The sequence below is a fragment of the Vibrio sp. 2304 genome, assembly GCF_033339475.1.
Lineage (GTDB): Bacteria > Pseudomonadota > Gammaproteobacteria > Enterobacterales > Vibrionaceae > Vibrio > Vibrio alginolyticus.
In genome coordinates, this window is the sequence record NZ_JAWOUQ010000006.1 from 327,526 (window position 1) to 346,726 (window position 19,201).

The window sequence follows — 19,201 nt, forward strand, 5'->3', positions numbered from 1 at the left end:
TCTAAAGAATAAAGCTTAATGTTGCGACGATAATAAACGCGATACCGCCAAGTAACGTTTCCATTACCGTCCAAGTTTTTAATGTGGTTTTCTCATCCATCTCAAGCAAACGAGATACCAACCAGAAACCAGAGTCATTGAAGTGAGACAGTACCGTTGCACCACCCGCAATCGCGATTACGATAAAGCAAAGGTCTAGTTCACTCAAACCTGTTGATGCAGCCACAACTGGCGCGATAAGAGCTGCCGTAGTGGTTAGCGCTACCGTTGCCGAGCCTTGAGCAACACGCAGACAGGTTGAAATCACAAACGCCGCCACAATCACAGGCATACCTGTGTCTGTAAGAACGTCAGCCAGTGCATCACCGATACCACTTGAACGCAGTACGCCGCCAAACATGCCACCAGCACCCGTTACTAGGATAACGCCACAGATTGGAGCCAATGACTCACCACACAATTTTTCTAGTTTTGCCATGCCGTAGTCTTTGGCAAACACAGCCAGACAGACAATCAAAGTAATCAGCAACGCGACTGGAGTTTTACCTAGCATACGTAGGAACTCAACCAGTGCCGTTTTGCCATCAATCACACCCGCAACCGCCAGTGTGTTCAGTACCGTATCCAAACAGATTAGCAGGACTGGCAGCACAAGGATGGTCATAACCGTGCCAAATTTTGGTGCGTTGCGCTCATCCACCATCGCTTCGCCATTAAAGAAGGCTTTAGATAGTGGGATATCGAATTTTTTGCCCGCGTACAAACCAAATAGGTAAGCGCCAAGGTACCAAGTTGGAATAGCCACCAGAATACCCACCACCAATAACAGACCGATGTTTGCACCAAGGAATTCTGCCGCTGCAACCGGACCTGGGTGTGGTGGAACAAACGCGTGCATAACCGCAAAAGCACCAGCTGCAGGCAACGCGTATTTAATTGGTGAGCCACCAAAACGAGCCGCCACACTTAGGATGATTGGCATCATCACTACAAGGCCAGCATCGAAGAAGATTGGGAAGCCAAACAGTAATGAAGCGACGCCCAAAGCAAATGGTGCGCGCTCTTTACCAAAGCGACCAATCAAAGTGTCTGCCAGCACTTTCGCACCGCCAGTCACTTCAAGAATTTTACCGATCATCGCACCAAGACCAACCAGCAATGCCACGGAAGCCAGCGTGCCGCCGAAGCCGCCCATCATGGTCGATACGACTTTCTCTGAAGGAACGCCAGTGGCGATTGCCGTACCTAAACTCACCATAGTAAGGGAAGCAAAAGCATGGACTTTCAGTTTAATGATCAGAACGAGTAACGCTGCAATGGCAAGGCCTGCAATCGTCAGTAGGAACGTAGGATCTGGGGCTTGGGTTAATTGCTCCATAGGTTCACCTTTAAGAATTATTGTTTGTGTTATGGTTCACATTTATTTCAGTTACCGGTAACATGTTACCGATAACATGAATAAGATAAACCCATATTTTAAAGTGAATTCAAAAATTGAGATCACGCGCAAATTTGGTTATGAGGATAAGTTATGGCTGGTAGTAGTGTCATCGTTATGGGCGTTTGTGCTAGTGGTAAAAGCACAATTGGTGAGCATCTAGCGAAAAAGCTAGGGCGTAAATTCATTGATGGTGATGATCTTCATCCACGAGCGAACATTCAGAAAATGGCATCGGGCCAGCCTCTGAACGATGATGATCGCAAGCCATGGCTAGAACGCATTCGTGATGCGGCGTACAGCCTAGAAAGCAAAAACGAACACGGCATTATTGTCTGTTCAGCACTGAAAAAGATTTACCGCGATCAGATCCGCGAAGGCAACAACAACGTGACCTTCCTGTTCCTTGATGGCGATAGGGAGTTGATCCTTAATCGCATGCGTATGCGCAAAGGCCACTTCATGAAAGAAAACATGGTGAAGAGCCAATTCGAGACGCTAGAGCGCCCAGACAACGAGCCTCAAACTCTGATCGTCAGTATCGACGGAGACATCAGCGACGTGGTGGAACGCTCTGCCGCTGAGCTAATCAAAATGCAAGCGATCGAGGTGGCGTAATGACTCACTCTGTTGTTCTTGAGGTCACACAGCGTTTGACCGAGCGCAGCCGTGAAGCGCGCGCTGCGTTTCTTGCTCGCACCGAAGTGCAAGCCGAAGCGGGCAAAGGCCGCGTTGGTTTATCTTGTGGTAACTTAGCCCATGCAGTCGCCGCTTCTTGCTCTTCTGAAAAGAAAAATATTCTCGATTTTACTCATGCCAATGTCGCGCTGATCAGCGCCTACAACGACATGTTGAGCGCCCACCAGCCGTACCAAGACTACCCAGCACAAATCAAAAAAGTGCTGGCGGACTACGGCCATACAGCGCAAGTCGCAGGTTGTGTGCCAGCGATGTGCGATGGGGTGACTCAAGGTCAAGCCGGCATGGATATGTCACTGTTTTCGCGTGACTTAATTGCGCAATCAACGGCGTTGTCTTTGAGTCACAATGTCTTTGATGCCACATTACTGCTTGGCATCTGTGACAAAATCGCACCGGGGCAACTGATGGGCGCGCTGTCTTACGCACACCTACCAACGGCGTTTGTGCCAGCGGGTCTGATGGCAACAGGCATCAGCAACGAAGAGAAAGTCGACGTGCGCCAAAAATACGCAGCGGGAGAAGTCGGCAAAGACGCTCTGCTGGATATGGAGTGTCGCGCTTACCACTCTGCGGGTACGTGTACATTTTACGGCACCGCCAATACCAACCAGTTGGTGTTCGAAGCCATGGGCTTGATGCTGCCAGGTTCGGCATTCATTCATCCCCATACCCAACTGCGTAAAGCGTTAACCAATCACGCGGCTCTGAAAATCGCCTCAATGACGGCGGGTTCTGCACACTTCCGTCCGCTGGCCGAGGTGGTCACAGAAAAGAGCTTGGTCAACGGCATCATCGCTCTACTTGCATCTGGCGGCAGCACCAATCACACCATTCATATGATCGCCGTGGCGCGTGCTGCTGGCATCTTGCTCACCTGGCAAGACATCAGCGATCTGTCGGATGTGGTTCCTTTATTAGCGCGCGTTTACCCGAACGGCCCAGCCGATATGAACGCGTTCCAAGACGCGGGGGGCGTGCCAGCGTTATTGCACCGCTTGAACCAATCCGAGCTTTTGCATCGCGATGTGAAACCCGTGTTTGGTGAATTTGAAGACCAAATGACGCTACCGAGCCTTGTCGATGGCCAACTGACCTGGACATCGTGCCAAGGCAGCCAAGACGGTGACGTGATCGCCAAACCAGACGCCACATTCCAAAATACTGGCGGCACTCGCGTATTGACTGGCAACTTAGGCAAAGCCGTGGTGAAAGTGTCTGCGGTGAAAGAAGAGCAACGCGTGATTGTGGCACCAGCGATCGTATTCCAATGCCAACATGAAGTGGAAGCCGCGTACAAACGTGGTGAGCTGAACAAAGATTGCATCGTTGTAGTCACACACAACGGCCCAGCAGCAAACGGCATGCCTGAACTGCACAAGCTGATGCCAATTTTAGGTAACGTGCAAAAAGCGGGCTTTAAAGTCGCGCTAGTGACGGACGGTCGTTTATCTGGTGCATCCGGTAAAATTCCGTCTGCGATTCACGTTTCTCCAGAAGCCATTCGTGGTGGCGCGATTGGTTTGGTGCGCAACGGTGATTTGATTCATCTGGATTGCCAAACGGGCGAACTGAACAACTTAAGCGATACCACTGGTCGCGAGTTGATTCATTTCGATACCGAATCGACCCAACAAACTTGGGGACGAGGCTTGTTTAGCGTGATCCGCCAAAACGTATCGAGTGCAGAAGAAGGCGCAAGCTTTATTGTTTAAGGCGAGAAGAAAAACCTCGTCATTCCGACGAGACTAAGCAAGATCAGGAATCTAATATCAACGAGCTGTGAAGCCAGAGAAAATCCCCTCTGCCACTGCACTTTTTGTTGGTAGATTCTGAATCACACTCGTTCCTCGCTATTCAGAATGGCAAGCTTTGGAGTTGGCCTCGGTTCTTTCTAGAAACGAATGAATCCGTCATTCCGACGAGCCTAAGCAAAATCAGGAATTTAATATCAGCGTGCAGTGAAGTCAGAGAAAACTCCTCTGCCACTGCACTTTTTGTTGGTAGATTCTGAATCACGCTCGTCCCTCGCTGTTCAGAATGACGAGCTTTGGGATTGGCCACTGCTCTTTCTAAAAACGAATGAATCCGTCATTCCGACGAGCCTAAGCAAGATCAGGAATTTAATATCAACGAGCTGTGAAGCCAGAGAAAATCCCCTCTGCCACTGCACTTTTTGTTGGTAGATTCTGAATCACGCTCGTCCCTCACTATTCAGAATGACGAGCTTTGGGATTGGCCACTGCTCTTTCTAAAAACGAATGAATCCGTCATTCCGACGAGCCTAGGCGAGATCAGGAATCTACTATCAACGTGCTGTGAAGCCAGAGAAAACACCTCTGCTACAGCACTTTTTGTTGGTAGATTCTGAATCTTGCTCGTCCCTCGCTGTTCAGAATGACGAACTTTAGGATTGGCCTCTGTTCTTTCTAAAAAACGAATGAATCCGTCATTCCGACGAGCCTAAGCGAGATCAGGAATCTACTATCAACGTGTTGTGAAGCCAGAGAAAACTCCTCTGCCACTGCACTTTTTGTTGGTAGATTCTGAATCACGCCCGTCCTTCGCTGTTCAGAATGAAAAACTTTGGGGGTTGATCGCGGTTCTTTCTAAAAAGTGAATCCGTCATTCCAACGAGCCTAAGCGAGATCAGGAATCTAATAGCAAGATGCTGTGAAGCCAGAGAAAACACCTCTGCCACAGCACTTTTTGTTGGTAGATTCTGAATCACACTCGTCCCTCGCTGTTCAGAATGACGAGCTTTGGGATTAGTCACTGCTCTTTCTAAAAAAGTGAATCCGTCATTCCGACGAGCCTAGGCGAGATCAGGAATCTAATATCAACGTGCTGTGAAGCCAGAGAAAATCTTCTCTGCCACAGCACTTTTTGTTGGTAGATTCTGAGTCACGCTCGTCTCTTTCTGCTCAGAATGACGATATCTAGCATTCAGTAAATTACATCAAGCGGTCTTCATCACCACGACGGCAGCAATCACCACAAAGATACCAAACCAGCCGATTGGTTTGAGTTTCTGCTTAAACAGCAAGGCTCCACCTACTGCGGTACCCAAGATACCGATCGCACCCCAAGAGGCATAAGCAATGGCTAAGTCGATCTCTTTCACCGCTTGTGCCAACAGCGTGAATGCTGTCAGTACCAACACAATCGCCGCAATGCCCCAGCCTTTATATTTAAAACCTTTTGAGCGTGTCAGCGCCATATTGGCCATGATATCGACCAAGGCAGCCATCACGACAAATCCAAATGACATCGTAAAAAATTGACTCATGATTCGCACCTTGTACTAGTAGAAAATGAACGTTCTTTTGCCGATTTATCGGCATTTTTCTTGGCGTTAGGTTGACCATGTGATTCCCCTAAGGTCACACACACAATGCCAACAACGGCTAACATCAAACCAAACAACTCTTGATGGTTTAAGTTGGAATCAAAGGCGATGATCGACACCACGGTGATCAACGAGATACCTAACCCTTCCCAGACAGCGTATGCCACACCGATAGATATTTTCTTCGCGGCAAACGCGAGAAAGTAGTAAGAGATTGCGATCAGCACATACATTACGATGTAGCCCCACCACCCGTGCCCTTGTCCGATAAGAGACATAGTGCTTGTGCCAGCTACTTCGGCAACGATGGCGAGCAATAAAAATAGACGTGCAACTAGCATGATTAATCCTCCATCAGAAATTAAAAAAATGCATAACGGAGAATGGTGAATGTCGCGTACCTATATCGACATTCAAAAAGTTAAAAAGATAAAAATGAGCCACTTCTCCTGACTATTTGAGATAAGGTTAGCGCTGGGTAGGAAAAAGAGACAGGTAATTGAGATATTCATTTTTGAATATCTTAAGAAGTAAGTTGTCTATGTAATCACACAACATTGATAAGGTTAAAGCATCTGCTCTCTCATTCAGCTGATGCCATCAGGTGACGTCACTGCGTAAAAATCAGCGGCGTATTGAGGGTTTGTCGCACCACTTTATGTAGGTGTCTGTGCAAAGGATGGTTGCGGTTGGTTTGAAGGAAACCGCCAGAGACCACAAACTGGCTAAACTCACGATTAACGGGTGGCATTGCGTAAGAGGCGAGTTCTGGCATCAACAATGCCGAGCTTTGACTGGCATACATAATCGCGTCGGTTTCTTGCAACATTTGGCAAGCTAAACGCAAATTATAGGACTTCAGTAACACTACTGGCTCATAACCCATGCGTCGATACTCGGACTCCACGGTACAAAGCGGTTTATATGACGCAGGCGCAGGCAAAGAGACGAGTGGTAGTTTGGACACCGTGTCCCAATCATTGCTGACTTTCGACAACGTTGGGTGGTTTTTGCGCGCCAAAATCACTCGTTTTTCAACGAATAACGGGCGCATGTAAATGTCTTTCGACAGCTCGGTCTCTTGGTCAAGAATGCAGTAATCGTGCTCACCTTCTAACATTTCATCGTGCGAGTAAGTATTCCAGCTGGAAAAGGCAAAGTGCGCTTTGGGAAAGGCTCGATGACAACCAGTGAGCAGTCGCTGCCCTTGCTCATCCATCAAATAAGGGTCAGTTACAATCGCAATCTGCCCTTGGTATTGCAGTGGGTCGAACACTTCAAATTCTTGCACCACTTTTTCCAATGGTGCAACCATATTGTCGAACTCGGCGGCGAGACGAATCGCCATGGGTGATGGCTCTACCCCATGTGCTTTACGCACAAAAAGCGGGTCATCAAACACTTGCTTCAACTTCATCACGCCGCGGCTGGCGCTCGGTTGAGAAATGCCAAGCTGCATTGCGGCCAGCTTGATGCTGCGGTTTTCCACCACGGCTTTTAATAAACGCATTAAGTTGAGATCCAATGCATCCAGCTGATGTGCCATACCCTAACCTACCAATACCATTGATGAGCGAATACAAAGAGCAGTTAACAATTAGTTAAACACTCTCTCCCGACGTGATCTGATAACCCATATCGAAGACTTTTTCTTCTTGCGTTTCGCCTTTCAGGCGCGCAATTAATAGCTCTGCGCTCTTTACACCAATTTGGAAACGCGGCGTATCAACGCTGGTCAGTTTCGGACTGATGGTTTGACCGATATCCAGCGCGTTATAGCCCGCCACTGCCAATTGCTGTGGAACTTGAATGCCACGTTGCTGCGCACTCAGCATGGTGCCAATTGCGATGTCATCGTTGGTACAGAACACCCCATCGAGCGTTGGGTGCATTTCCAGTGCGCGTTCGAGCAAATCATGCGCTAAAGAAAAACTAGAATGATCACCAGTTAATACATGTTTGGGTTCTAGCCCTGCTTCTGTCATCGCGCGCTCGTAACCTTGCATCCGCAATTTGGTTCGCGTATCCAGACGCGCGCCAAAATAGACGATTGTACGCTTCCCCGTATCTAGCATCTGCTTAACCACGGTGTACGACGCATCTTCATGATCGAGTCCAACCGCCATATCAATCGGCTCCGATGGCAGTTCCATGGTTTCGACCACCGGAATGCCCGCATTTTTGATCATCTGTAATGTACGCGGCGTGTGATGGCTTTCAGTTAGAATAAGCCCATCGACTTGATAAGAGAGTAATGACGCGATCTTGCGCTCTTCTTCAAGCTCATCGTAGCTAAAATGCGCTAAAAGCGTCTCATAGCCATTGGCTTTGGTCACCATCTCTATGCCCTGAACAAAGGAAGCAAAAATTTGGTTGGACAAAGACGGCAGTAAAATACCAATGGCTTTACTGGAGGACTTTGACAACATCGCCGGTGCACGGTTTTCGATGTAACCCATCTCTTCAATCGCAGTCGCAATCTTGGCCCGAGTCTTTTCTGCCACCGATTCAGGGTTACGCATATAGCGTGAAACGGTCATCTTCGTGACACCAACCTGGTCTGCGACATCCTGCAATGTCGTACGAGTTTTCTTATTCTGTTGAGCCATAAATATGTGATTTATCAGTAATGTTACAAGTAACATTATGACGAATAGACTCTCTGCCGACAAGCTCAGTGAAAATAATTCGCAAAATCATGACGTTATTACTCCATTAGCCATCAAATTGCGTTTCATGGGTTGTGAATCAAAACCAAATAAATAAATGACATTTATATCAAAGTTCTTATAAAATGCCGTACCTAAAAGAATAAGACATTAGTCACAGTGCAGTTAGGCTCTAGCGAAACCCAGATTTACTACCACCTGCTTGATCTGGACGACTCCCAAAAGCAGCAATACCTCCAAGCATTGCAACGAAGTCAACCTGAGCTGTATCGACAACTCGTTCCTCTTTTAGCCAACGAGACACCGGAAGAACAACTAACGCAGTTACTTTATTTTGGTGCTCATCAGGCAACGAACCAAGACGTCGATCTAAGCGGAGAAATCATCAGTAAGTACCGCCTAACTCATGAGTTGGGGCGTGGTGGCATGGGTGTCGTATACGCAGCTCTACGTGCAGATGAAACGTTCGAGCAAGATCTGGCTATCAAGTTTATTCAAAGCAATTTGAGCAATGTGTTAGGGCAACGCGCACTCTTCGATGAAGCTCAACTTCTCGCGCGTCTAAACCATCCTTACATCGCGAAAGTGTTTGACGGCGGTCTCCATCAAGATTCGGTTTACATCGTGATGGAGCGGGTGTTTGGTCAAACTTTGGATGAGTACCTATCTGAAAATAAGCTAGAAAAAACGGAGAAGCTGCTGTTGTTTAAGCAGATCTGCCAGGCGATGGAGCACGCCCACCAGCACCAGGTTTTGCATGCCGATCTAAAACCAGAAAATATACTGATTGATCGTAGCAAGCGTCCCAAGCTGCTTGACTTCAACTTGACTCAAAAAGCGCACTCCAACCGAGAAGATTCACCCTCAGCGCTGATTGCGTTTAGCCAAAATTTTGCCAGCCCAGAGCAGCAAGCAGGACAGGTTCTAACAGAGCAAAGCGACGTGTACTCCTTGGGCAAAATTCTCGCTTTGATGTTTCCATCACCAACAATTTGGTCTGATGTTTACTGGGTGATAAGACGCGCAACGCGTCCTGCCACTCAAATGCGATATACCGATGCTAGAGCATTGCGCATTGATATCGAACGAATTATCGAACGCCGCCCAATCGAGCAGAAAAAAAACTGGCCATTGTATAGCGCCTTTCGCTTGGTACAGCGACGTCCCCTTGCTTCGGTATTGTCAGGCATCATTGTGCTCTCTGGTGTGTTATTTGGCAGCGCCATGATGCAAAAGAATATCCAGCTGCAACAAGAGAAGAAGATTGCAGAAGATATGATGTACGAAATGACTCGCCTCATCTTCCACGCGAAGGGGCAAAATGTCGAACATCTCTCAGTGAACTCCATGATGGAGTTAACACGAAGGCGGATACTCTCTAACCCAGATATCCCCAAACATATAAAACAAAAAATGTTGTTGGCGATGATGACACCGGTGCCAGAGAAGCACCTAACTACACCAATGAGTTGTCAGCCAAATTGTGCGTCTAAGGACAGCACCAACCAATAAGGCTTAAAACAAGATGTATACACGTTCAGTGGTATTTTGGCTGTCTGCATTGACGGCTACGTCCACGTTGGCAGCAGACGTTTCAGCTGCCACTTCACACCCACCAGCTTCAACCTTGAAGCAAGGTTACTTTATCGACGCCCCAGTGACTGGCCTGTATTACAAAACCAGTTCCAATATCACTGGCGTCACTCAACAAGGAGCATTTCATTACCAACCCGGTGATGTAATTAGCTTCTTCCTTGGTAACGATGATAAAGGTTATCTGCTGACGACCTTATCAAGCCAAGAAGTGCTGACGCCGACGATGGCGACAACCAAACCTAGCCGCAGCATCAATATGACGCGTCTGCTGCTTTCTCTCGACAGCACGCCTGAGAATCGTGAGGAAATTGTCCTAGCAAACCGTGTGCTTTCTGATCCTCACTTTCAAAGCCAGCTCAAAGGCCTTGATCTCAATTACCTGGATGACGCTAAACGCTACCTCAATCTCGATTGGGTATCTGTCAATGAGGCGATTGAGCACCTAAACGAAAGCCAGCAGTACATTGAAAAAAATTTTTCCTCTGATGAGATCATTTTTGAACCTCGCGACATGACGTTCAAAAACATCGTCATCAAAAAGAAGGATTGGCAAGGCCGCGCTTGTGCTTACGATCTACGCTATCAGCATCATCCCAAATATCGTCCTCCTATTGGTGAAACTCGATTCACCATCACCAAAGACTCATTGATTGAACACCCAAGCATTGGCGATCATTTTCAAGGCTGCTTCCTCTCGATGAAACGCCCTATCACGGAAGATGTCGTCGAACCGATAAGCAAGTTTGCGGATTGGTTTAATATCGTTGGTTGTTCAATCACAGGGTGCACCCGCAACGACTTGAATGGCTTTTCTCTCGAAGACTTCGATGATGAAGGCGACTGGAAGTACCGCTCCGTTGCCCTCAATTTTGATCCGAGCACCGAGTTATTGATGGAAAAAGTACAAGGTCTCGGGCGTAAAAAAAACATCCAACACAATAACCGCACAGAAATGCTCTGGTTTACGTATCCCAATACTAGCGAACACGACATTGACTACCTCGGTGTGTGGCAGCAAACCGAATACCACCAACAGTCCATGACACAATCGTGCCTATTGATGCGCCATCAACAAGTCATGCGACTGCCGCAAAATACGGACACCTGCCCAACCGATATAAGCCTGTACACCCAAGATGTTACCCGCGAATTTTCCGACATGTGGTGGGTCAACAATAGCGCCCCCAAAGCCGAACTCGCGCAAATGAACGTCATGGTACGTTGGTCAACAACCCCATCCGAAATCAATTACACCACCTGGGAATACTTGCCAGCTGGTGCAACTTGGGAGCAAGGCATTTTATATCGCTATCAACAAAATGTTCTGCGCAACCAAGACGGCTCTGATCGCATTGAAACCCACACCATTTCTGAATTTGTCAAAGTGAGCGAGGATGTATAACCATGGCAACAGCAGTAGCACTGACACAAATCATTCAACAATGGCAATCTGGTGATAAACAAGCTGAGAGCGAGCTCTATCAGTTTGCTTATTTACAGTTGCGTAAGATCGCCCAACACGAGCGTGAACGAAATGCAGAAAAGTACGGCACCGACAACAAAGTACTGGCAGACAGCGTCAACAGCACCACGGCATTAATTCATGATGCTTACCTGAAAATGTCCAACTGCGACATGAGTGAAATTGAAACAAAGCGCGATTTCTTTTTGATGGCCGCCAAAGTGATGCGTCAAATCTTGATCGACAACGCACGCTCGCACCAAGCACAAAAGCGTCAACACATTACATTGATGAGAGATGAAGAAGATCGTTTCGAGCAATTGATTATCATGGATAAAGCTCTGGATAGTTTCAGTAGCCGCTATCCACGCCAATCGAGCGCACTCAAACTCAAGTATTTAATGGGCATGAAAAACCAAGAAATCAGTGAGCTACTCGAATGCAGCGCAAGCCTGATAGAGAAAGACCTCAAATTCTCTCGCAGTTGGCTACAATCACGAATGGCGCACACGTAATCATGAACAAAAAGCTTTGGATAATCGGCGCAGTATGCGTCGGTTTGTTCGGTATTTACTTCATTTCAAACAAACACAATTTGGCATCTGTGGAAGACTCGTCAGACAACGCCGACAAGTCAACCCAGCAAGCACATCGTCAATATGAGCGCACATCTTTAGTTGAAGTAAAGCAAGCGTTGACAGGTTCTGCGTTGGATCGCACTCATAAAAAAGCGGGAGATGACGCATTTAACTCCGCCCTTTTAGGACAACCAGGCCCTGTTACGAATCCATTTCATACCACAGAAGACAACACGTTTTACGAGTCAGCATTGGGTGATAAGAACAGCCGACCACAAGAGGACCCATCAGAGAATAATAAACCCATCATCAACCTCACTGTGGAACAGCAGCTACAAACCATTATTTATGCTTGGGAGCTGAAACAAAACTCTCCGGTGAGTTATTCGCTCAACCTTAACCAGCTTTTTGAAGACCCAGATGGCGATCTCCTCACCACTCAGATTTGGCTTGAAAACGCCAATGGGTTAAGAGTCCTCAACCAAGGACAAATGATGGTGCAAGGAGCGCCTGAGGAAATAAAAACCACCACATATTTGGCGGTAGCAGCGCGCGATGATTATCACGGTAATAGCGATCATGCATGGGTCACAACGCGCTTTGAGTTACCCGTTATCACACCAGATCAAAATGACACAGAACACTCGTTAGTTGGCGATGTAGTTTATCGCCTAGAGACGACACAAAATCTTGCAGGTATCGCGTACGCGTATGAAGTGGTGTATTGCGAGGCCTTTCAGTTTGAGGGGGGCGAAGTAAGTTATGCCGCCTCACACAACAAACGCCAGTGTCCTGAAAAGGGAGACTTGAAAAAAGTGGGCAAGTACAAAATCAGTGATGACTCGTTGATCGTTTATGTCCAAGGTGTACGCCAAATTTGGACCATCAAAAAAGAATACCCATCTCAGGTTCATGAAGATACTCGGAACTACTTCACCACCGTGTTTGATGGTAAACAATTCGAAAGCTATACCATGCAAAAGAACAAGCAGTCCATGGAAAAGCGCATCAATGTCCACACTGGCGAGTACGAATATCAAGGAACGTCGTTTGACTACCTCTTTCCAATTTCAGGAGGAGGTTACATAAACGGGACTGCTAGCAACTACATATTTGATAGAAGTGTTCAGGGTAACGAACCAGTGCACAAACTGGACTCTGATCTCAATATGAAATCAAATCAACATGACCTCTTTTGTCATGATTATTTATTTTACTGGTACAGCTCTATCGTAGCGGGGCGAGGCGAGTTTGCCGATATTATCTCTAGCTCAATGGATTTTGACGGCGTGACACCAATACATTGTGCTGACTGGCCAGATAATTACTGGCAACGAACATTTATGTTTTACAACCTTGAATACACAGATTACGACATATTCATTCCAGGCGAAGTCTACAGTTATGTGCTTAAACCTCACCCTCAATTTGCTGATCGCGTTGAGGAATTTAAGATCAACATGATTTATCACGCCCCTGTCCTTAGCGACACCCAATAAACCTTTTTACCGGTGGTTATTTTAACAAAACAATCATTCCCAAAATAAAACTGGAACCGTGATCAAATTATAAATTTTCCATCATAGACAAAAAATAGAAATAAATTTTACGGGTTTTGTGCGGATTTTCGTGTCTTGAACCTAAGCTCAATAGTCATTAAAAAGACACCACTCTCTTATATCTCACTAGTGAGATATAAAGAAAAAAATAATAAAAAAAGCGACTTTCTCATTCGGAAACGAAACAAGGACAAATAAATAATGAATAAGGTGAGTTTACTAGCAGCGTCAGTGGCTATCGCTCTTACAGGCTGTGGCGGTTCAGATGGTGGTTCAAACAGTGCTAACGACGGCGTTGTGATCACAGGTTTTGACGGCTACTTCAAGCATGCCGTTGTTTTTGAAGATACGAACAACAACGGCCAATGGGACACTCAAGAAACATTCCTTGGTCTGACCGATGAGAAAGGTCAACTGAAATTGGATGCAAAACCAGAAAGCACTCTAGCGCTACAGACCATCACACCAAACGGTTCAAAGCAGAAACAGCTCATCGCCTTGGATGCGAAAGAGTACGCTGGCAAATACACGGTAGATATGGATCATCCAGGCCAAGCTATGGCGCACGAAATCGTATTCCGTGCACCAACATCATCAAACGTGATTTCACCTATCACGGATCTTGTGGCGATTGAAATGGCAAAAGATCCAGCCATTAGTGAAGAAGACGCGAAAGCGAAAGTAAACCAAGCGCTAGGAGGCTCAGAAGAAGCACCAATTGATCTGTACAGTGATTTTGTTGAAGGTGCGACAAAAAACGCCGAACTACATAAAACCGCTCAGATTCTGACCGACTCGAAAGCACAAAACCCAACGAATTACGAGAAAAAAGCCACGGAGTTTGCTCAAGCGGCAAACCAAGAAGTGGAACGTCTTGTTGCATCTGGCGAAAACATCAATGACCCAAATCTACGTCCAATCATCACTGACGCGACCCCAGACAGCGACACCTTAGCACCTGAAACGGCAGTTAATAACAAGCTAACCGTAAACAAAATCGTCGAAAAGGCAGCTAAAGATAAGCTAGAAAAACTACCAAAAATCGTACAAGGCGTGGACTTTGATGGCTTAGAGCTAGACATTGAAGGTCTATTTGCAGACAAAGACCAAAACCTTGTGACAACCAAACTGACGCACAACTTTGCAGGCACAGGCATTGAAGTTGTGCAAACTGGCAACCTGATTGTTCTACATCCAACTGCAATCGTAGAGAAAGCTGGTGATTTTGAGATTGTTCTAACGGCGCAAGACATTGATTCGTCAGGTAAGGTTTTGGGTACGGTAAGCACCGTATTTCAGTTCGAAATCGAATCGGCAAACTTACCACCAATGGTTGTAGAAACAGAACAAGCGCGTCTGCAGTCCATCGTTGATGGTTGGTACCTACAACAAGGTGAAGTGTTTGAACAAACACTCGATATTTCTGGTTTGTTCCAAGATAAAGACGGTCAAATTACCGACTACTCAGCGGACTATGTAGACATTGAAGGTCTAACAGTATCTGAGGATGGTAATGCAATTATCACCATTAAAGGCACACCAACAAAAGCAGGTGAAGCTGGAGCAGTACTGGCGATTAGCGCAACAGATGGCCATACCGCGGTACAAATTGCGCTCAGCATGCCAACGGTTATCGAAGGCGTCACGCCACCACCAGTAGTACCGACTTTGGGCTTCACTCACGAGCACTTCAACGGTCAAGAATGGAAAATGGGTAGCTTTGCACAGAAAGATGGTGAAATTGGCTACGCCATGTTGATGCAAGATTCTGAAGGCCTACTATTCTGCTGGGGTTCAAACCACGATGAGATGAATCAAGAGTACAAAGCGAACATCAGTGACTTCCTAAAAGACACATGGGAACACGATGCTTACGCCACTCTTGCCGATCTGGACCAACAAACTGGTTACACGGAATACAACAATAAAGACTGTAACGACGTTGAGCTGAAAGACGGTAAGCTATACAACAGCTACGGCGACGAGTATGAAATGTTGTACCAGCACAAAACCGAGCATAACGGCACTCAAATGATCGTTAAAATATCAGATGATGAGCTGTTCTGGATGGACTCAAGCAATACCCTATTTGCAGAATCACTTTCGGTTGCAGAACACATCAAACACGGCACGGTAGAGCATGACTTGATGGTAGAAAGTAATGGCACAGGCGACGACACAGTCCTGAAATACTCGTCAGGTGCGTACGAATACGACACTGATACTTACAACTACACTTCGTTCATGCCAACAGGATTCCAAACTCCAGGTAATTGGGAAATCCAGAATGATGAAGACCGTGAACTGCTGATTCTAGAAGAAACAGGCTCAGAGTCAGATTACAAAACTCGTCATCGTTACATCAACCGCGATTTTGGTGACTTTTATATTGGTATTCGTTGGAGTAAAGAACAAAACGGTCATGAATCCGCACCGGAATATGGTCTGTACTCTAACAGCAAAGAAGCCATGACAAGCATCGCGAGTTCACTACCGATTTTGGAGCCTGGTGATGATGACTAAAGCAACCATCGTTAACCCTTGCTGTGATAGCGTGCATTTGCGTAGAAGACGCAGAACACTTTGGGAACGATTGGTCGGCATCAAAGAAGTGTATATCTGCTCTAACTGTCACAAAGAAACGCCACTCAAATAGCGATAATATTTGAGACCGCAAAATAGCCCCGAACTCGGGGCTTTCTTCTATATTTTGACCACAATATCTGAGTCGTTATTTCACGCACACCACGTTCAATAATGAGGTCCCGGTGAGCTGATTGGGCTCACGATCGGCGAACAAACCTTTCTTATCTTTGCCCCAATACGGCAGTTGCAGTGGCCATTGATTTTTTTCCATCACCCCAGACGCCCTCAGCGCTTTAAACTCTGCAGGGTTAGCTAAGTTCATACCCAGTTGCTGACATACTTTGTGCGAGTTTTCGTAGTTGAGGCGGTTCCACGGCTTATCATGTTCCATGTAAAACTGATTATGGTGATCGAGTAAATATGGGACCACGTACGTTTTGCCCTGTACTGAAGTTCTCAACCGAACTTCAATGTCATCATTTCCAGTGACAATTGGCTTCGCTTTGGTCTTAGCAACAGGCGTAGACGAAGAGCTATCACGTGAACTTTTTGCCTTGGTATCTGGCTTCTCTGCCCGCGCTTTAAAGGCGTCGGTATCAGCTCGCACAGCAGGAACTGGCGCGGGTTTCGGGGTCACCGTCGGTGTTGGCTTAACCGAAGATGCGGCTGATTTCGACGATACAGTAGATTTAGGTGTAGGTGGTGTTACTGGTTGTTTCGTCCCTTTCCCAACCACTCGGATGAACGCCTCTTTGTAATTCGACAAGGTTTTGACTCCTCGTAAGTCATCCCTCGCATCAGACAATGCCTTGTAAGGTCCAATCAAACAGCGATAGCCTTTGGATTCAGGCTTCATCCATACGTCAGTCGTGATTTTACTATAGAGAGGCTTAGCTTTCGCGAGAGACATAGGCTTGGGTAGCAATCCGCATTGAATCCAGTAAAGGTAGTTGCCCCCCTGCGGCACTTTCTTTCCCCATACTCCGTTACCAATTGGGCACGTTTTCTCAAGCATCGGTAATTCTTTCTCGCTGGCTTGAGTGGCTTGGCAAAGGAACTCCTCCGCCTCAACTGGATTAGAAAACTGGGCGCATACCAGCAACAAACCCAAAGCCAGGCTTGCTTGGAAGACGTTAGATGGGCGTTGGGCCTTCTTCATTTCCATACACTTCACTCTAAATTAGTGGGTAAGGTCATCATGGCGGAAAAGCGCCAAAAAAATGTGAACAAAGAATAACTAGCAAAAAAAGAGCCGGAATTTGCATCCGGCTCTCAGTTTAGGAAGGAATTAAGTGAATTTACAACGCTTGGTGGGAAAATTCTTATCCTTTGTACAGTTTCGGGTTGAATACATCACGTAGCCAGTCGCCCAACAGGTTGATAACCAAAACCAATGTTACTAGCACGATGCCAGGGAAAGCAGTAATCCACCATGCACCAGAGAAGATGTAGTTAAAGCCGATGCTGATTAGCGCACCCAGTGACGGCTGATCGACTGGCAGACCCAAACCTAGGAATGACAGCGCCGCTTCCGACATGATCGCGTTCGCTACCTGTACCGTCGAGATAACCAAGATTGGCGATAGACAGTTTGGCAGAATGTGACGGAACATGATTCGCGGAGCTTTAAAGCCCATCACACGCGCCGCTTCGACGTATTCTTTCTTCTTCTCTGCCAATACCGAGGCACGAATAGTCCGTGCGTATTGCGGCCATTCTGCCACACCGATGATCACCACCAGCATGACCACCGCATATTGGCTGTAAAAATCACTGCCAAAGCTGGCTTTAAAGATTGCAGAGACGATGATCGCCACCATCATGGTCGAGAACGATAGTTGAACATCCGCAAAGCGCATCAAGAAGCTATCGATACGACCACCGAAGTAACCCGCCGACAAACCAATGATGATACCCAGAATCAACTGAAGACCGACGGCTAAAAAACCGATCGTCAAAGACAAACGAGAACCGTAAAGAATGGTCGATAAAATATCGCGACCTTGCTCGTCAGTACCCAACACAAAGCGCTCATCGCCATCTTCCATCCACGAAGGTGGCAACTCAGAATCCATGATGTCGATAGACGTCAGATCGTACGGGTCTGTTGGCGCAAGAATCGGTGCAGCCAATGCCAATACTAAGAACATCATAAAGACGGTAAAACTCGCCATCGCCACTTTGTCGCGTTTGAAGTAATACAGAAAATCTGACTCTTTGAAACGCTGCCACGCTGATGGAGCAGGAGCTGGTGTTAAATTTGATTGGCTCATGATTAAGCTCCTTTTCCAGTTAGGTTCACAGTTGGGTTGATGATGCCGTACAGCAAGTCAACGATGGTATTGGTTACCACGAAGATCAGACCAACAAAGATAACGTAGGCAGTGATCAGCGGTGTATCTACACGGTTGATTGCCTCTAGGAAAAGGAAGCCAGTGCCCGGCCATTGGAACACGGTTTCAGTAAGAATGGTGTAGGCCACCATGGTACCAATCTGCACACCACCTACTGTCAATACTGGCAGCATGGTGTTCTTAAGTGCATGTTGGTAATAAATCTTTTGTAAGTTCAAACCTTTTGCTTTGGCGAACTTAATGTATTCCGAACTCAGAACTTCCAGCATTTCTGAACGCACCAAGCGGATGAACAACGGCAACATGATAGACGCTAGCGCAATACAAGGTAGGATGAGGTGCTTGATACCATCAATGGTAAAGAAGCCAGATTCCCAACCGAGCACATTAGCGGTCTCGCCCCGCCCGTAGGAAGGCAGCCAACCGAGTTCTATGGAGAAGACATACATCAGCATGATTGCAGTTAAGAACACCGGAATCGAGATACCGACACTGCTCATCGCCATGACAAATTTGGTAAAAACACTCTTAGGATGAATCGCAGAGTACACCCCAAGCGGAATAGAGAAAACAATGATGATAAGCGTCGCGCCAAACACGAGCTCTAATGTCGCTACCAGCTTGTCGAGAATCACCTCAACCGCAGGTCGCTTGAAAAAATATGAGGTACCCAAATCACCTTGCAATGCATTACCCACAAAGCGCGTGTACTTTGTGATAAAGGGATCGTTCAGGCCCAAGTCGTCGCGTAGCGCTTGACGCTCCGATTCCGAAACCGACTGACCTACAAGCTCACGCAGCGGATCACCCAGGTTGTCCTGAATGGCAAACGCCACCAAACTGATCACAAACATCACTATCAGTGCCTGAAACAGGCGCTTGACCAGAAACGAAAACATTCCTTGCCCCTT

The 19,201-nt window shown here is 46.8% G+C and carries 16 protein-coding genes; 8 read left to right on the forward strand and 8 right to left on the reverse strand.

Translation table 11 applies throughout. The features are described 5' to 3' along the window. Window position 1 precedes the first annotated feature (1 nt). Window positions 2-1,378 (reverse strand): GntP family permease, encoded by a 1,377-nt coding sequence (locus tag R7P64_RS14700; RefSeq protein ID WP_012841240.1) that lies wholly within the window; start codon window positions 1,376-1,378, stop codon window positions 2-4. Between the two features lie 153 nt (window positions 1,379-1,531). On the opposite strand from R7P64_RS14700, the gene R7P64_RS14705 reads away from it, so the two are divergent. After that, window positions 1,532-2,056 carry a gluconokinase gene (locus tag R7P64_RS14705; protein WP_005379140.1) on the forward strand — a complete coding sequence of 175 codons (525 nt, stop codon included), beginning with the start codon at window positions 1,532-1,534 and terminating at the stop codon, window positions 2,054-2,056. After that, on the forward strand, window positions 2,056-3,852 hold the full coding sequence (gene edd, locus R7P64_RS14710) for a phosphogluconate dehydratase (RefSeq protein ID WP_318123664.1): 1,797 nt from the start codon (window positions 2,056-2,058) through the stop codon (window positions 3,850-3,852). The genes R7P64_RS14705 and edd overlap by 1 nt, the downstream gene beginning before the upstream one ends. A gap of 1,244 nt (window positions 3,853-5,096) precedes the next feature. Here edd and R7P64_RS14715 read toward each other — a convergent pair. The 4 genes from R7P64_RS14715 to R7P64_RS14730 form a co-directional block, all read right to left on the reverse strand. Then, window positions 5,097-5,426 (reverse strand): SMR family transporter, encoded by a 330-nt coding sequence (locus tag R7P64_RS14715; protein WP_005478614.1) that lies wholly within the window; start codon window positions 5,424-5,426, stop codon window positions 5,097-5,099. Further along, the gene (locus tag R7P64_RS14720; RefSeq protein WP_318123666.1) at window positions 5,423-5,827 is read right to left on the reverse strand and encodes an SMR family transporter; all 405 of its coding nucleotides are present in this window, start codon (window positions 5,825-5,827) and stop codon (window positions 5,423-5,425) included. Before R7P64_RS14720 ends, R7P64_RS14715 begins: the two co-directional genes overlap by 4 nt. Before the next feature lie 269 nt (window positions 5,828-6,096). Beyond that, window positions 6,097-7,032: a LysR family transcriptional regulator gene (locus R7P64_RS14725; RefSeq protein WP_005379132.1), complete on the reverse strand. Its 936-nt coding sequence runs from the start codon at window positions 7,030-7,032 to the stop codon at window positions 6,097-6,099. 55 nt (window positions 7,033-7,087) lie between these two features. Next, a complete protein-coding gene (locus R7P64_RS14730; RefSeq protein ID WP_318123668.1) occupies window positions 7,088-8,095 on the reverse strand; it encodes a LacI family DNA-binding transcriptional regulator in 1,008 nt (335 codons plus the stop codon). Between the two features lie 219 nt (window positions 8,096-8,314). On the opposite strand from R7P64_RS14730, the gene R7P64_RS14735 reads away from it, so the two are divergent. The 6 genes from R7P64_RS14735 (at window position 8,315) to R7P64_RS14760 (ending at window position 16,006) form a co-directional block, all read left to right on the forward strand. After that, on the forward strand, window positions 8,315-9,667 hold the full coding sequence (locus R7P64_RS14735) for a serine/threonine-protein kinase (protein ID WP_005384231.1): 1,353 nt from the start codon (window positions 8,315-8,317) through the stop codon (window positions 9,665-9,667). Between the two features lie 13 nt (window positions 9,668-9,680). Then, a complete protein-coding gene (locus R7P64_RS14740) occupies window positions 9,681-11,153 on the forward strand; it encodes a chromosome partitioning protein ParA (RefSeq protein WP_248487177.1) in 1,473 nt (490 codons plus the stop codon). A gap of 2 nt (window positions 11,154-11,155) precedes the next feature. Next, complete coding sequence (locus R7P64_RS14745) at window positions 11,156-11,728, forward strand: sigma-70 family RNA polymerase sigma factor (RefSeq protein WP_104979902.1); 573 nt, start codon at window positions 11,156-11,158, stop codon at window positions 11,726-11,728. Window positions 11,729-11,730: 2 nt separating this feature from the next. Further along, window positions 11,731-13,290 carry a hypothetical protein gene (locus tag R7P64_RS14750; protein ID WP_318123670.1) on the forward strand — a complete coding sequence of 520 codons (1,560 nt, stop codon included), beginning with the start codon at window positions 11,731-11,733 and terminating at the stop codon, window positions 13,288-13,290. A 261-nt stretch (window positions 13,291-13,551) separates the two neighbouring features. Next, window positions 13,552-15,873 carry an acid phosphatase gene (locus R7P64_RS14755; protein ID WP_318123672.1) on the forward strand — a complete coding sequence of 774 codons (2,322 nt, stop codon included), beginning with the start codon at window positions 13,552-13,554 and terminating at the stop codon, window positions 15,871-15,873. Next, window positions 15,863-16,006, forward strand: a complete 144-nt coding sequence (locus R7P64_RS14760) for a hypothetical protein (RefSeq protein WP_012841245.1) — start codon at window positions 15,863-15,865, stop codon at window positions 16,004-16,006. The genes R7P64_RS14755 and R7P64_RS14760 overlap by 11 nt, the downstream gene beginning before the upstream one ends. 75 nt (window positions 16,007-16,081) lie before the next feature. Here the strand turns inward: R7P64_RS14760 and R7P64_RS14765 are convergent, their stop codons facing one another. The 3 genes from R7P64_RS14765 to R7P64_RS14775 form a co-directional block, all read right to left on the reverse strand. Then, window positions 16,082-17,101: an SPOR domain-containing protein gene (locus R7P64_RS14765; protein ID WP_318123674.1), complete on the reverse strand. Its 1,020-nt coding sequence runs from the start codon at window positions 17,099-17,101 to the stop codon at window positions 16,082-16,084. 157 nt (window positions 17,102-17,258) lie between these two features. After that, window positions 17,259-18,209 carry an ABC transporter permease gene (locus tag R7P64_RS14770; RefSeq protein WP_005384239.1) on the reverse strand — a complete coding sequence of 317 codons (951 nt, stop codon included), beginning with the start codon at window positions 18,207-18,209 and terminating at the stop codon, window positions 17,259-17,261. A gap of 2 nt (window positions 18,210-18,211) precedes the next feature. Further along, window positions 18,212-19,189 (reverse strand): ABC transporter permease, encoded by a 978-nt coding sequence (locus tag R7P64_RS14775; protein WP_005379110.1) that lies wholly within the window; start codon window positions 19,187-19,189, stop codon window positions 18,212-18,214. Between the last annotated feature and the right edge of the window lie 12 nt (window positions 19,190-19,201).

Excerpts from the sequence above, each read along its gene's own strand:
- R7P64_RS14750 (WP_318123670.1), top strand. The coding sequence starts at position 11,731 with ATGAACAAAAAGCTTTGGATAATCGGCGCAGTATGCGTCGGTTTGTTC.
- R7P64_RS14770 (WP_005384239.1), bottom strand. The coding sequence starts at position 18,209 with ATGAGCCAATCAAATTTAACACCAGCTCCTGCTCCATCAGCGTGGCAG.
- R7P64_RS14725 (WP_005379132.1), bottom strand. The coding sequence starts at position 7,032 with ATGGCACATCAGCTGGATGCATTGGATCTCAACTTAATGCGTTTATTA.
- edd (WP_318123664.1), top strand. The coding sequence starts at position 2,056 with ATGACTCACTCTGTTGTTCTTGAGGTCACACAGCGTTTGACCGAGCGC.
- R7P64_RS14765 (WP_318123674.1), bottom strand. The coding sequence starts at position 17,101 with ATGGAAATGAAGAAGGCCCAACGCCCATCTAACGTCTTCCAAGCAAGC.
- R7P64_RS14730 (WP_318123668.1), bottom strand. The coding sequence starts at position 8,095 with ATGGCTCAACAGAATAAGAAAACTCGTACGACATTGCAGGATGTCGCA.
- R7P64_RS14700 (WP_012841240.1), bottom strand. The coding sequence starts at position 1,378 with ATGGAGCAATTAACCCAAGCCCCAGATCCTACGTTCCTACTGACGATT.
- R7P64_RS14720 (WP_318123666.1), bottom strand. The coding sequence starts at position 5,827 with ATGCTAGTTGCACGTCTATTTTTATTGCTCGCCATCGTTGCCGAAGTA.
- R7P64_RS14740 (WP_248487177.1), top strand. The coding sequence starts at position 9,681 with ATGTATACACGTTCAGTGGTATTTTGGCTGTCTGCATTGACGGCTACG.
- R7P64_RS14760 (WP_012841245.1), top strand. The coding sequence starts at position 15,863 with ATGATGACTAAAGCAACCATCGTTAACCCTTGCTGTGATAGCGTGCAT.
- R7P64_RS14775 (WP_005379110.1), bottom strand. The coding sequence starts at position 19,189 with ATGTTTTCGTTTCTGGTCAAGCGCCTGTTTCAGGCACTGATAGTGATG.
- R7P64_RS14755 (WP_318123672.1), top strand. The coding sequence starts at position 13,552 with ATGAATAAGGTGAGTTTACTAGCAGCGTCAGTGGCTATCGCTCTTACA.
- R7P64_RS14715 (WP_005478614.1), bottom strand. The coding sequence starts at position 5,426 with ATGAGTCAATTTTTTACGATGTCATTTGGATTTGTCGTGATGGCTGCC.
- R7P64_RS14705 (WP_005379140.1), top strand. The coding sequence starts at position 1,532 with ATGGCTGGTAGTAGTGTCATCGTTATGGGCGTTTGTGCTAGTGGTAAA.
- R7P64_RS14745 (WP_104979902.1), top strand. The coding sequence starts at position 11,156 with ATGGCAACAGCAGTAGCACTGACACAAATCATTCAACAATGGCAATCT.